General features: G+C 62.7%; 12 protein-coding genes. 8 read left to right on the forward strand and 4 right to left on the reverse strand.

Going from position 1 to position 12,981, the window contains the following annotated elements; all coding sequences use genetic code 11:
* Positions 1-288 precede the first annotated feature (288 nt).
* The 4 genes from VB672_RS12155 (at position 289) to VB672_RS12170 (ending at position 4,333) form a co-directional block, all read left to right on the forward strand.
* The gene (locus tag VB672_RS12155) at positions 289-2,433 is read left to right on the forward strand and encodes a sensor histidine kinase (RefSeq protein ID WP_329784451.1); all 2,145 of its coding nucleotides are present in this window, start codon (positions 289-291) and stop codon (positions 2,431-2,433) included.
* 13 nt (positions 2,434-2,446) lie between these two features.
* Positions 2,447-3,490 (forward strand): response regulator, encoded by a 1,044-nt coding sequence (locus tag VB672_RS12160; protein WP_329784452.1) that lies wholly within the window; start codon positions 2,447-2,449, stop codon positions 3,488-3,490.
* A gap of 180 nt (positions 3,491-3,670) precedes the next feature.
* Positions 3,671-4,033 carry a hypothetical protein gene (locus VB672_RS12165; RefSeq protein ID WP_329784453.1) on the forward strand — a complete coding sequence of 121 codons (363 nt, stop codon included), beginning with the start codon at positions 3,671-3,673 and terminating at the stop codon, positions 4,031-4,033.
* Between the two features lie 105 nt (positions 4,034-4,138).
* A complete protein-coding gene (locus VB672_RS12170; protein WP_329784454.1) occupies positions 4,139-4,333 on the forward strand; it encodes a hypothetical protein in 195 nt (64 codons plus the stop codon).
* Here VB672_RS12170 and VB672_RS12175 read toward each other — a convergent pair.
* A complete protein-coding gene (locus VB672_RS12175; protein ID WP_329784455.1) occupies positions 4,330-4,539 on the reverse strand; it encodes a DUF2842 domain-containing protein in 210 nt (69 codons plus the stop codon). The genes VB672_RS12170 and VB672_RS12175 overlap by 4 nt on opposite strands.
* 131 nt (positions 4,540-4,670) lie before the next feature.
* On the opposite strand from VB672_RS12175, the gene VB672_RS12180 reads away from it, so the two are divergent.
* The gene (locus VB672_RS12180) at positions 4,671-5,747 is read left to right on the forward strand and encodes a COX15/CtaA family protein (protein WP_442932013.1); all 1,077 of its coding nucleotides are present in this window, start codon (positions 4,671-4,673) and stop codon (positions 5,745-5,747) included.
* Between the two features lie 49 nt (positions 5,748-5,796).
* Here the strand turns inward: VB672_RS12180 and VB672_RS12185 are convergent, their stop codons facing one another.
* A complete protein-coding gene (locus VB672_RS12185) occupies positions 5,797-6,204 on the reverse strand; it encodes a DUF1236 domain-containing protein (protein WP_329784456.1) in 408 nt (135 codons plus the stop codon).
* A gap of 468 nt (positions 6,205-6,672) precedes the next feature.
* On the opposite strand from VB672_RS12185, the gene VB672_RS12190 reads away from it, so the two are divergent.
* Positions 6,673-7,347 (forward strand): ParA family protein, encoded by a 675-nt coding sequence (locus tag VB672_RS12190; protein WP_329784457.1) that lies wholly within the window; start codon positions 6,673-6,675, stop codon positions 7,345-7,347.
* 194 nt (positions 7,348-7,541) lie between these two features.
* Here the strand turns inward: VB672_RS12190 and VB672_RS12195 are convergent, their stop codons facing one another.
* Entirely contained in the window at positions 7,542-8,825 is a 1,284-nt protein-coding gene (locus tag VB672_RS12195) for an O-acetylhomoserine aminocarboxypropyltransferase (RefSeq protein ID WP_329784458.1), read from the reverse strand.
* A 1,152-nt stretch (positions 8,826-9,977) separates the two neighbouring features.
* Between VB672_RS12195 and VB672_RS12200 the strand changes: the two genes are divergently transcribed.
* Positions 9,978-11,750, forward strand: coding sequence for a hypothetical protein (locus tag VB672_RS12200; protein ID WP_329784459.1), 1,773 nt, complete (start codon positions 9,978-9,980; stop codon positions 11,748-11,750).
* 212 nt (positions 11,751-11,962) lie between these two features.
* On the opposite strand, the gene VB672_RS12205 is transcribed toward VB672_RS12200, so the two are convergent.
* The gene (locus tag VB672_RS12205) at positions 11,963-12,487 is read right to left on the reverse strand and encodes a CoA-binding protein (RefSeq protein ID WP_329784460.1); all 525 of its coding nucleotides are present in this window, start codon (positions 12,485-12,487) and stop codon (positions 11,963-11,965) included.
* 49 nt (positions 12,488-12,536) lie between these two features.
* Between VB672_RS12205 and VB672_RS12210 the strand changes: the two genes are divergently transcribed.
* Entirely contained in the window at positions 12,537-12,974 is a 438-nt protein-coding gene (locus tag VB672_RS12210) for a PaaI family thioesterase (protein ID WP_329784461.1), read from the forward strand.
* Positions 12,975-12,981 lie beyond the last annotated feature (7 nt).

The following is a 12,981-nucleotide window of genomic DNA, read 5'->3' on the forward strand; positions in this document are numbered from 1 at the left end:
ATTTGCTTATTGCCCGGAGGAATGCCTCAAGGAGAGACGGCGGCGCTTTCTCACACACGGCACTGGATTTTTCGCAACAAATCGCCAATGATGCCTGTGTTTTATTATAATCTCTCCGGGATTGGGGTTTATGCTGCGCCTTGCGTTTCTCCTGTCTGGGATGATCCTTCTCGGAGGTCCGGCGCCTTCCCGTGCCGCTGAGCCATTGCCTCGTGCCCAGGAAGCGGTCTTGCTGACGGTTTCGGGAAACATCGATTGGAAACCCGACCAGCTGCAGATTGTGCTGCCATGAAGCTCAAGCTGAGGAATTACAAGGCTTCTCTGGTCACGCTCGCAGCGATCGGGGTACTCGCAATTTCTCTCACTTTCACGGTGTGGCGGCTGCTCGATGTGGAGCACGATACGCGAACCGGAGACAGCTACAGCAATTTGTGGGAGGTTTCCCAGACTCAGTTTGAGGCGTCGATCACGGCTGAGACTTTGGCCCGAGCTGGGATGGGAGAGGTCTTTACCAGTCCGGAACAGACGCCCAGCTTTCGCGTGGCGATCCTGATCAGCCGACTGTCGGTTCTTCTCGAGGGCGCTCAGAAACAGCTGATCGTCAAAGTCGGGGCCTTCGAGAGCCTCAAAGAATTTTACCGGCAGCTCAACGATGCCGAACCGCTTCTTGAAAATCCAATTGATGCGCAGACTGCAACGAGGCTGAGGGAGCAGGTTCACGATCTTGCCTACCAGCTGAGGAATATTGCAAACCGGGCGATGCTGCTCAGCCATGAAGAGACTGCGGAGAAGCGCTCGCTGTATCTACGCTACGTCTTCGAGAGCTTCGCTTATATCGTGGGCATAGCCGTCAGCGCGGCGTTCCTGGTGATCCGTCTGTTCAAAGGTGCGCAGGAGACGACTCAGGCGAAGCAGCTTCTCAAGCAGGAGCAGGAGCTCTCCGATCTGGTCATCAACAACATCAGCGATCAAGGCATCGTCATGTTCGATGCCCAGCTTCGATGCCTGCTCTGGAACCCGGGCATGGAAGACCTGCTGAACATAAAGCCGGACCGAGCCGTCGGACAGCATATGCAGGATGTCGATCCGATCTTCGCCCAGGAGGAGGTGCTCGGGTCGCTCGTCCGGGCCACTGACGGAATAAGCTCGGTCTTCCAGCACGAGGCATCCTCACCCGACGGGCAGGAGCGATGCCTGGAGATCAACTGCTTTCCTGTCTCCATGGCCGAGCGCAAGCTGGGCATCGCCTTCATGCGCGACGTGACCGAGCAATGGCTGGCACGCAAGCAGGCGGAGCGCCAGAACTTCGATCTCGAGATCAAGGTGCTTCAGCGGACGGCAGCCCTGCGCCAAGCCGAGCGCCGCCTGATCGCGGCGATCAAATCAGCATCGGACGGATTTGCGGCCTTCGACTGGACAGGAAAGCTCCTCTTCGCCAACGAGCAGATCTGGGCTGCCGCTCCGGTATCGCTGTGGTGCCAGGATGAGATGAACCTCAGCAGTTTTCTGCGGTGTTTCGCCATGTGCGAGGGCGCCGATATGCGGCTCGTGAATGCGCAATCTCCCTTCGAGGAGATCGAACTCGATCTTCTGATGAAGAAGGATACGTGGGCTCGCCTTTCCCTTACGAAAGCCGATGGGGCGACCATCTTCGTGCGTCTGACGGATATTTCAGGGTACAAGCAGGTTGCGAAGGCTCTTGAATCGGCTCTCGAGCGCGAGCGTGAAACCTCGAATGCTTACCGGAACTTCGTATCCATGGTGTCTCACCAGTTCCGGACGCCGCTCGCCATTCTGGATTCCAGCGCTCAGCGCATTCTTCGCCGAGGGTCGGATCTGACGCAGGACGAGCTCGTCACGCGCATCCAGAAGATCCGAAATGCCGGAACCCGATTGACGCGTCTCGTGGAGAGCGTGCTGAATGCGGCCAAACTCGACGCAGGAACGATCGAGGTCAATCCGGCCTCCTACAATCTGGTCGATCTCGTCATGGACATTTGCGAGCGGCAGCGCGAGGTCAGCTCACAGGCCGAGATCCGCTTCGACGTTCCGGAGGTCCCTGTCAGGGTCTATTGCGATGGCATGCTCATCGAGCAGGTGGTCGTCAATCTTCTGTCGAATGCCATCAAGTATTCGGGCGATACGCCGCTTGTCGAGATCAAGATCTGGATGGATGGATCTCGCGCGTTCTGCTCCGTCCGTGATTGGGGCATCGGCATTCCGGCCGATGAATTGCCGAAGATCTTCGATCGCTTCTACCGGGCCCGCACGGCTTCGGGCATTGCCGGAACGGGTATCGGGTTGAATTTCGCCCAGAGGATCATGCACTTGCATGGTGGCGACATTCAGGTTGAGAGCTATGAAGCGGCGGGATCTCTGTTTACCTTCGATCTGCCCATAGCCAATGCCGATCAGACGCAACAGGCTGCATGAGTGATGGACTCCAATGAACGATCAAAAAACAATTCTTTGCGTTGAAGACGAGGACGACCTGAGAGGCGACATCGCCGAAGAGCTGGAGGCCGCCAATTATCGTGTGCTCCAGGCTGCCAACGGCAGCGAGGCGCTGAGCCTCCTCCAAAGGCACCGTCCCGACCTCGTCCTCTGCGATATCACCATGCCGGGCCTTGGCGGCTACGATGTGCTCAAGGCCCTGCGAGAGCAGGGCACCATGTCGGATATTCCCTTCATCTTCCTGACAGCCCTGGCGGAACGGAACGACGTTCTCAGCGGCAAGCAGGCGGGAGCGGACGATTATCTCGTCAAGCCGATCGATTACGAGATTCTGCTGGCGACCATTTCCGCCCGTCTCGATCAGGTCGTCCGCGTCCAGACGAGCGCCGTTCACCGGGCGGAAGAATCCTGGCAAGAGATCCTGAAATCCGCAAAGGGACGAACGGTGGACGCCCTCTACAAGGCCACCTTCGCCTTCGATCGTTTTCTGGTCGGCGTGGTGATCGTCGACGAAACCGGTGCCGTTCGTGTGATGAACAAGGAAGCGCAACGGATTCTGGCGGAGGGCGATGGCCTGAGCGTCGCGCAGGGCATCCTGAAGGGTTCGGTGGCGAAGCAAAACAGCAAGCTCCATTCGGCCATCGAGAAGGCTTTCGAGGAGGAGGCTCTGGATGAGATCGTGTCGTTTCCGCGGATCTCGGGCGGGCGGCCTTACCTCGTCCTCATCCCGGGACAGCGTTTCTCCGCGGAGGAGCGGCCGGAGGCCGTCGTCCTGCTCGTGATCGACACGGAGCAGCGGGCCAAGGTCTCGGGCGACACGCTTGTCCGGCTCTACAACTTGACGCCGTCCGAAACCCGGGTGGCCCTCATGCTGATCGATGGCAAGCGCCTCGATCAAATCGCCGAAGAGCTTGAAGTCGCCCAGACGACTGTCGTCTTCCACCTGAAGAATCTGTTCCGGAAGACCGACACCAACCGTCAGGCGGACCTCGTCCGCGTGCTGCTCTCGGTGCCGCTGCGCAGCGCCGGCGCATGATCATTGCCCGAACTGTCCGGCGTGCGCGATGGCCTTAACGGCTTGCTCACCATTCCGGTAAGTTTGGCCGAAGCCGAAGCTTTGCCACAATCTGTTCAGCTTTCAGAGAGGTTTTGAACAGTATATCTCATGACATGAAGAGGAAGGCAGGTGGCCTCCCTCCTGTCGTAGGTGATGATCATGAAGATCTTCCGTCTTGTCTCCGGTACGGCCGCGGCTCTGGCGCTGGTCACCGGCCTGGCTGCCGCCCAACCGGCTGCAGCGCGTGATCGCCTGTCGCCCGGCGCCGCCGTGGCTCTCGGGGCCCTGGGAGGTCTTGCCGTCGGCGCCGCCGTCGGTGCGGCCGTGGCCCAGCCGCAGCCTCCGGTCGTCTATCGCGCTCCCCCGCCGCCTCCCCCGCCGGTCTATGTCGAAGAGGCTGCGCCGGTCTATTACGAGCGCCCGGTTCGCGAGGTCTATGTGGAGCGCTGCTTCACCGAGCGCTACCGGGAATGGGTTCCGGGCTGGGGTTGGGAGCACCGCAGCCGCCGGGTGTGCCGCTAAGAAATCTTCAGAGGGCCCGCTTCCGGCGGGCCTTTTCTTTGCCCGCCGCAGAAACCTCGATTCGGCTGCCGCGTTGATCGCATGAACTCTCATGCGAGCTTAGCCATGACCAGCACACCGAAAGATCAGGCCGCTTCCGATCAGACGAAGCTCAATCCCGGTGACCAGGCCGAGCCGGGAACGCCGGGAGCGGGTGAAAATGTCTGCCCCGAATGCAAGGGCAGCGGCCGCATCGGCGTCACGCCGTGCCCGATCTGCGGCGGCACGGGCACGATCATCGAGGGAATAGGCGGGGCTTAGGACTTGTCCGGCTTCGCCATCCAGCGAACGAGCGGCATGAGCGGAACGATCCAGATTAGGCCGAGCACGATATAGGCAACGGTCTGAAGAAGCTTCGGCGCCTGCGTGATCCGGCCTTCGGCGACCGCCATCGCGAACAGCGCATAGAAGAGGATGAAGGTCAGCATCACCACTGTGCCGATCAGCTTGCGCAAGCGAATGCCCATGGCCGAAATCCTCAAAGCGTCAACGTCGGGTCGTGACGGTGCGTCACCGGCATGAATTGCCTCTCGGAGGCATAGCCTCTATGTGACGTCCGTATCCTGGGTTCAAGCCCTAATCGACGATGAGAGTGAGCATGGCTGTCGCAGCCTCCGCCGAGGGCGTGCCTTTGGCGCGCATGCCCCAGAGCCGATCCCTGTCCGCCGTTCGCGCCTGGATCTATTGCCTTGCGGCCCTGGTCGTCCTGATGGTCGCGGTGGGCGGCGCCACGCGCCTGACCGGCTCCGGTCTCTCGATCACGGAATGGAAGCCCGTGACCGGCGCCATTCCGCCGCTGACCGAGCAGGCCTGGATGGCGGAGTTCGAGAAGTACCGGCAGATTTCGCAATATGAGCTCGTCAACAAGGGCATGACCCTGTCCGAGTTCAAGTTCATCTATGCCTGGGAGTGGGGACACAGGCAGCTCGGCCGCCTGATCGGTCTCGTCTTCTTCCTGCCGCTGGTCTGGTTCTGGGCGCGGGGGATCATCAAGGGCCGGCTGGCTTTGACCCTTCTCGGCATCGGCGCCCTGGGGGGGCTTCAAGGCGCCATCGGCTGGATCATGGTGGCATCCGGTCTCGAGCCGGGCATGACCGCCGTGGCTCCCATCAAGCTCGCCCTGCACCTGACGGTCGCCAGCATTATCCTGGCCTGCCTCGTCTGGGTCGCATCAGGGCTGAAGGACCGCTCCGGCGCGGTCGAAGAAGAGGCTCTGGCAGGGTATGCGCCCCGCATTCTGGTCGGACTGATCCTGTTCCAGATCGCCTTGGGCGGTCTTGTGGCCGGATCAAAGGCCGGGCTGACCTACAATACCTGGCCGCTCATGGATGGGGTCTTCATCCCGCCCGCCTCGGCCCTGTTCGTGGTCAAGCCCTGGATCGAGAACTTCGTCGACAACGTCCTTCTCGTTCAATTCAATCACCGTATCGTCGCCTATGCCATCGTGGCCTTTGCCGTGTGGCATGCCTGGACCCTGCGGCGCCGGGCCCCAAGGTCGAAGACAGCCGGCCGGGCGACCAGCATGGCCGGTCTGGTGCTGGCCCAGATGGCCCTCGGGATCGTGACCCTGCTGCTCGCGGTGCCCCTATGGGCCGGACTGGCCCACCAGGTCTTCGCCATGGCCGTGCTCGCCATGGCGGTCGTCCATGCCCGCGTGAGCACGACCTGGGCATAACAAAAGGGCGGCCGCTAGGGCCGCCCCGAAGCTCATTGTCCGCTGAGATTTAGCGGATGACCTGGACGATGCGGCGGGTGCCGGGCTCGACCAGAACCGGGGTGTCGTTCACCACCGTGTAGCGATAATTGCTCACGCCGTACTCGGCCGGAACCTCATAATACTGCACGCCGGAAGCCGGGAGGGTTGTGCCGACGCGAACCTCTTCCGTATAGCGATAGGACGGAACGCCCTGGGTCACCACGTACTGGCGGAACTGCGGCTGCTGCTGATCGGCGAGACCGCCCACGATCGCGCCAGTCACGCCGCCGACGACTGCTCCGACAGGCCCGCCAACGATGGCGCCGCCCACAGCACCAGTGGTCGCGCCGGCTGCAGCGCCGCCCGATTGAGCAAAGGCGGCCGCAGGGACCAGGGAGGCGAGAACAGCGCCTGCAAACAAGATTTTCTTGGACATTTGTCAGCTCCTAAGACTTGTGAAGTCTGGAGCTTAACGGCCAAGCGGAACGGTGGTTCCGCCGCTGAAAACCTGTTTCAGAATAGGAATCCTGGTCGCCCTTCTCAGGGTAATGAGCCCACTGCGAAGCTTGGAACGGCAGCCTGATCCTCGAAGAGTGCGTCGCAGACCATCTTGGGGCGCTCGGGGCAGGCTGCTCGCGTCAATTCCCGAACAACGGGTTTCCGCGCGAGCGTTTTCACGCTCTGCACGAGGGTTTCCAACGCCTTCACGAATCCCGGCAAGCCGAACCCGCTGCCGGACGAAGGCCTGAAACCGAGCAATCGAAGGCACCGAGCGGGAAAAATCGCAGTGGGAATACGGCAGGAATTAGGAAATCAGTACTTGCTCTGCTACAGGTGAACAATATTAAGATAGGCTTAACCCCTAAAGGCAGGGCTGTCGGAACAGGCTTATGAGGAGTCAGGCATGAATGTGCTGGTCTTTGCTTCGCGGAAAGGCGGCTCGGGTAAGAGCACGCTAGCTGCTCACCTCGCGAGTTATATCGCCAACCCTTCACGCCGAACATTGCTGATCGACAACGATCCGCAGGGCTCCCTGTCCCTCTGGCACAAGATCCGCGATCAGGAATACCTGGGGCTCAAGCACAATGTGCGCAACATCGCCGACGCCATCAGGGAAGCGAAGCGCGAAGGCTATGAGTGGGTTCTCGTGGACACGCCTCCGAACAAGTCTTCGATCGTCGCCGAGGCGATCAAGCAGGCCACCCTCGTGATCATTCCCACCCGGGCGAGCCTGTTCGACATCGCCGCCCTGCAGGACACGGTCGCCATCGCCCGCGAGCACCGCAAGCCATACGCTGCGGTCATCAATGCCGCTCCGGCCAAGCACGGAGACGCCGAGGCCCACGTGGTGGCCGATGCGCGCGGCGCCTTGAATGCACTCCAGGTTCCGGTCTGGGCCGGCCAGATCACCCATCGCCCCGAGCTGACGCTCTCCCTCGCAACCGGTGAGGGCGCTCGCGAATTCGATGCGAATTCGCAAGGGGCCGAGGAGATCGGTCGCCTCTGGACGGCGCTCGAGCGTTCGCTCAACGCTATCCACAACACCTACAAGAAGGCCGGCACGTCTCGCGCTGCGTAAGTGTCGAGGTCCATCCCATCGAAAAGGGCGGCTCTCGGGCCGCCCTTTTGTTACGTCTTTGGCGGCAACTCTCGACGTCATCACCGGCCTTGTGCCGGTGATCTCGATTGGAGAAGCGCAGCGCCTCATGGGGTCGGGATGGCCGGCACAGGGCCGGCCATGACGGGCTGAGAACGCGAAGCGGAAGGTATAGCTTACGCGGCGTCGAGAGCCTGGTTGAGGTCGTCGATCAGGTCCTGCGTGTCTTCGAGGCCGATGGAGAGGCGCACCACCTCCGGGCCCGCTCCGGCCTGCGTCTTCTGCTCGTCGGTGAGCTGGCGGTGTGTGGTGGAGGCCGGGTGGATCACCAGGGAGCGGGTGTCGCCGATATTGGCCAGGTGCGAGAACAGCTTGAGGTTCGAGACCAGCTTCACGCCGGCCTCGTAGCCGCCCTTGAGGCCGAAGGTGAACACCGCCCCGGCGCCCTTGGGGCAGTACTGCTTGGCGAGGTTATGATAGCGGTCCGAGCGCAGGCCCGGATAGCTGACCCAGGAGATCTTGCCGTGGCCCTGAAGATGCTCGGCAACCGCCAGGGCATTGTCCGAGTGGCGCTGCATGCGCAGCGGCAGGGTCTCGATGCCGTTGAGGATCAGGAAGGCGTTGAAGGGCGAGAGCGCCGGTCCCAGGTCGCGCAGACCGAGCACCCGGCAGGCGATGGCGAAGCCGAAATTGCCGAAGGTCTCGCCCAGCACCATGCCGGCATATTCCGGGCGCGGCTTGGACAGCATGGGATAGCGGTCGTCGCCCGCAAAGTTGAACGAGCCGCCGTCCACGATGAGGCCGCCGATCGAGTTGCCATGGCCGCCGAGGAATTTCGTGGCCGAGTGGACGATGATGTCCGCGCCGTGCTCGAAGGGGCGGATCAGGTAGGGCGTCGCCATCGTATTGTCGACGATGAACGGGATGCGGTGCTTCTTGGCGATGGCCGCGATGGCCTGGAGGTCGACGATCACGCCGCCCGGATTGGCGATGGATTCGACGAAGATCGCCTTGGTCTTCGGGGTGACGGCCGCCTCGAAGGAGGACGGATCGTCCGAATCGGCCCAGACCACGTTCCAGCCGAAGTTCTTGTAGGCGTGGTTGAACTGGTTGATCGAGCCGCCATAGAGCTTCTTGGCCGCGACGAACTCGTCGCCGGGCTGAAGCAACGTGTGGAAGACCAGGAACTGCGCCGCGTGACCCGAGGCGACGGCGAGCCCCGCCGTGCCGCCTTCCAGGGCCGCGATGCGTTCCTCGAGCACGGAGCAGGTCGGGTTGCCGATGCGGGAATAGATATTGCCGAAGGCCTGCAGGCCGAAGAGCGAGGCCGCGTGGTCCACGTCGTCGAAGACGAAGGACGTGGTCTGGTAGATCGGTGTCGCGCGGGCCCCGGTCGCAGCATCGGGAGCCGCTCCGGCGTGGATGGCGAGTGTGTTGAAGCCTGGCAGACGGTCGGTCATGGTCGGGGCGTTCCTCTAGGAGATGACGGCGTTCTATTTAAAGAACGATATGTTCTTCCGTCAAGGTGCGTGTTCGGCAGCCTGGCTGCCTCTTGCTGGCCCGCAAGACGTGGATGGCCGGGGCAGGCCCGGCCATGACGTGGTGGGTGGCAGGACGCTGCTGTGTGATGTCAAAGAGCCAGCACCCTCAGGCCCGGAGCCGTGAGGCTCCGAGCCGAAAGATGATCGAGGGTGGCGCGAGTGGGCAGCCCGGCTCGATTGCTATGGAAGATGGAAGAGCCGGACGGCACCTCGCGCACGGTTCTTTTAGGCGGACAGGAGCGGCAGGCTCAGTCGACCGCCGCAGGCGTGGTCCGTCTCGTGCAATGGGGGCCTGCGACCGGTCCCGACCACCCGCCGGGCATCCTGGGCCTCCTGTCGGGGCGGCGTGCGAGACCACCCCACAGGACCGTGCCTGCTCCCACGCTGCGACGCCTCGAGCGCGCCCCTCGCAGGAGCAGATCTGGGGCAAGTCTCTAGCCCATGTGCAACACAGTGTCAAGAACAAAGTGAGAACATAACATCACGCGCTCACAGGCCTGGCCAGGTCCTCACAACCTCTCCCACGTCATCACCGGGCTCGTCCCGGTGATCCCGATCGGAAAAGCGCCGCGCTACAAACAATCGGGATGGCCGGCACAAGGCCGGCCATGACGGCGAGGGTGTCGGGACCGGTAGGCCCGTGTCCAACACCCTCCTGCCTCATCCTGAGGAGCAGACGTCCGTCTGCGTCTCGCAGGAGGCTCCAGCGCCCTCATCCTTCGAGACGGCCGCTGCGCAGCCTCCTCAGGATGAGGGCGGTGCTCCTTGAAGAAGTGGATCGCCGATACGGATCCCCGATCACGTCCGGGGACAGGGATGACGGCGCGCCCTAACGCCGGGATCCTGACGGGCAGTGCTGGCTCCCAGGCGGGAGAGCCGGTGCTTGGCCGGATGTGCGGCCGCGCCCCGGAGGAGCGTCCGGGCGCCTGGCCTGCGCACCCGTGCCACCAGGGAATGTCCCTTCGCCGTCGCGGGCATGCCCCTGCGTCACTATTGCCAATATGAAACGTTGCTACATGTCTTCAGGGCCAGTAATGAAAACGAAGTATTGTTGCAGGAGCCTGAGAGCCGATGACCAATTACGTCCCTACCCAAAGCATCTCCACCACCGGCCAGCATGCCCTGTCGCTGGTCACCGGTGACAATGTCCTTCTCAATCCGGGGATCGTCCTCTCGGCCAGCGGCGCTGGAGCCGACGGCATCCGCTCCGGTGGGACAAGTAATTATATTACGCTCCTGTCCGGCTCGCAGGTCATGAGCCAGATGGGAACCGGCCTCCATGTCGGACTTGGGTCCTACATCCAAATCGCCAGCGGCGCGTCCGTGTCGGGCCAAGCCTTCGGCGCCTATATTTTTGGATTGGGCGAAAGCGCTCAAGCAGGCTTCCTGCGGAACTACGGTTCGATTTCAGGGGGAACGGGGGTCAAGTTCGGCGACGGTAACAGGTTGACGGGGGATGCACTCGTCAACGGCGGCTCGATTCGGGGCACCACCGGAGCGGGTATCGAAGTGCATGGTTCGGTGACGATCACCAATATCGGGGCAATCCAGGGACAAACCGGCATTGTCCTTTCTCATGCAATTAATCCACGCATGATCGTCAATTCCGGCTCCATTGTGGGAGAAGTGAACGCCATCAACTTTGCTCCCACCAGTCATACAACGACCATCGGGGACACCGTCATCAACACGGGTCATATCAGGGGCGCAATCAATTTTGGTAGTCAAGGACCCGGCCCCTATTCTGTAGGCGATCTCTACGACGGCCGGGGCGGAACGATCACCGGGACCATCTTTCTCGATCGGGGCAACGACCGCGCCTATGGCGGCGCCGGAGCGGAGACGTTCGACGGTGCGATCGGCAACGACACGATCGACGGCGGCGGCGGCAACGATACCGTGATCTTCAGCAGCAACCGCTCCCAATACGACGTCTCCACCGTCAATGGCGTGACGACGGTCGCGGCCAAATCAGACCCCACGCTCGACACCGACACCCTGACCAACGTCCGCTTCCTGAAGTTCAGGGACACCACCGAGATCCTCTACAACACCAAGCCCGACAGCGTCGGCCTGACGCAGACCGCCTTTGCCGAGAACGCGCTCACCGGCACGCCGATCGCCACCGTGGCGGCCCGCGACGCGGAGGGCGACGCGCTCACCTACACGCTCGTCGATCCCACCGGCACCTTCGGGCTCGTGGGCAACGCCCTGGTGCTGCTCAAGGCGCTCGATTTCGAGACCCGCGCCAGCTACAGCCTCACCCTCACGGCCACCGACGCCTACGGGCTCGCCACCAGCCAGACCGTCGCGGTCGGCGTCACCAACGTGATCGAGACCACCGGCCTGACGCTGTCGGGCACCGCCGGGGCGGACAGCCTCACGGGCGAGAACGGCAACGACCTGATCTCCGGGGCGGCCGGGCGCGACGCGCTCAGCGGCCTGGGCGGCAACGACCGGATCGCCGGCGGCGCCGGGCGCGACGTGCTCACGGGCGGGGCGGACCAGGACATCTTCGTGTTCGACACCCGGTTGGCCCGCACCAACAAGCAGCACAAGGCCAGCGAGCTCGACACGATCAGCGACTTCAACGTGGCCGACGACACGATCCACTTGGCCAAGAGCGTGTTCTCGAAGATCAGCAAGGTGGGCATTCTCACGAAGAGCGCGTTCCATGCCGGCACGAAATCGGCGGCGCACGATGCGAACGACCGGATCGTCTACAACAAGAACACCGGCGCGCTCCTCTACGACAAGGATGGCACCGGGGGGGCGGAAGCGATCCAGATCGCCACCCTGTCGACCAAGCTCGCCCTCAAGAACACCGACTTCTTCGTCATCTGAGGCAGCCTGCTCGGGCTGTATTCAACTCACTCCCCGTCATCACCTCCCCGGACTTGATCCGGGGACCGGGCCGGTGATCCCGATGCGAAGAGCGCGGCGCTTCACACAAGCGGGATGGCCGGGACTGATCCCCGGATCACGTCCGGGGACGGCCATCACATGAGTTGGTCCGGTCGGGACGGGCCCATGAAACGTCGCGCGGACGGAACCCGTCAAGGCCGGTTGAGGCTGAGCTTCTGGAAGCCCTTGCCGGACAGGACCGGCTTCTTGGAGCTCAGCATGCGCGAGTTCACCCCCTGCCAGGAAATCTCGCCGGAGAGCCGGCCGAATTCGATCTTGGGACACCGGTCCATCACGACCTTCAGGCCCTTGGCCTCGGCCTTGGCGGCCGCCTCGTCGTTGCGCACCGAGAGCTGCATCCACAGGACCTTGGGCAGCGGGTCGAGGGAGAGCGCCTCGTCGGTGATCGGGCCGGCCGCTTCCGAGTTGCGGAAGATCTCGACCATGTCGATGGGGACGGGCACGTCCTTGAGGGAGGCGTAGACGGTCTTGCCGAGGAGTTCGCCGCCGGCCAGGCCGGGATTGATCGGGATCACGTCGTAGCCGCGCTCCAGCAGGTACTTGGTGACGATCCAGCTTGGGCGGGCCGGATTCGACGAGGCGCCGACCAGCGCGATGGTCTTCACGCTGTTGAGAATGCCGCGGATGTAATCGTTCGGGTAATTGCTGTGATCCATGACGGGAACGTATGGGATAGGGCAGGGCAGTTCAATGAGCATTCGACGCATGGCTTCGCATCACCCAATCATGACCAAGGACGACCTGACAGCTTTCCTCGATAGGGAATTCCCGCAGATGCACGCGGGAGGACGGACCTATTTCGTGGACGAGATCGGCCCGCTCTCCGCTCGGATGCGCATGACCTATCACGAGCGCCACCTGCGGCCCGGGGGCACCATCTCGGGTCCGTCCATGATGGGGCTCGCGGATGTCGCCCTCTACGCGGCAATCCTCGCCCATATCGGTCCCGTGGCGCTTGCCGTCACCACCAGCCTCAACTTCAACTTCCTGCGTAAGCCGGAGCCGCGCGATCTGCTCGCGGATTGCCGCCTGCTCAAGCTCGGCAAGCGGCTCGCGGTCGGGGAGGTGTCGATCACTTCCGAGGGCAGTCCCGACGTGGTCTGCCATGCGACCGGGACCTATTCGATCCCGGATCGCCGTTGAACTCCGT

It is taken from the genome of Microvirga sp. CF3016 (assembly GCF_036314085.1).
Taxonomy (GTDB): domain Bacteria; phylum Pseudomonadota; class Alphaproteobacteria; order Rhizobiales; family Beijerinckiaceae; genus Microvirga.

Coding starts and splice junctions, on each gene's coding strand:
- VB672_RS12190 (WP_329784457.1), top strand. CDS start 6,673: ATGAATGTGCTGGTCTTTGCTTCGCGGAAAGGCGGCTCGGGTAAGAGC.
- VB672_RS12165 (WP_329784453.1), top strand. CDS start 3,671: ATGAAGATCTTCCGTCTTGTCTCCGGTACGGCCGCGGCTCTGGCGCTG.
- VB672_RS12200 (WP_329784459.1), top strand. CDS start 9,978: ATGACCAATTACGTCCCTACCCAAAGCATCTCCACCACCGGCCAGCAT.
- VB672_RS12210 (WP_329784461.1), top strand. CDS start 12,537: ATGGCTTCGCATCACCCAATCATGACCAAGGACGACCTGACAGCTTTC.
- VB672_RS12175 (WP_329784455.1), bottom strand. CDS start 4,539: ATGGGCATTCGCTTGCGCAAGCTGATCGGCACAGTGGTGATGCTGACC.
- VB672_RS12160 (WP_329784452.1), top strand. CDS start 2,447: ATGAACGATCAAAAAACAATTCTTTGCGTTGAAGACGAGGACGACCTG.
- VB672_RS12185 (WP_329784456.1), bottom strand. CDS start 6,204: ATGTCCAAGAAAATCTTGTTTGCAGGCGCTGTTCTCGCCTCCCTGGTC.
- VB672_RS12195 (WP_329784458.1), bottom strand. CDS start 8,825: ATGACCGACCGTCTGCCAGGCTTCAACACACTCGCCATCCACGCCGGA.
- VB672_RS12205 (WP_329784460.1), bottom strand. CDS start 12,487: ATGGATCACAGCAATTACCCGAACGATTACATCCGCGGCATTCTCAAC.
- VB672_RS12180 (WP_442932013.1), top strand. CDS start 4,671: ATGGCTGTCGCAGCCTCCGCCGAGGGCGTGCCTTTGGCGCGCATGCCC.
- VB672_RS12155 (WP_329784451.1), top strand. CDS start 289: ATGAAGCTCAAGCTGAGGAATTACAAGGCTTCTCTGGTCACGCTCGCA.
- VB672_RS12170 (WP_329784454.1), top strand. CDS start 4,139: ATGACCAGCACACCGAAAGATCAGGCCGCTTCCGATCAGACGAAGCTC.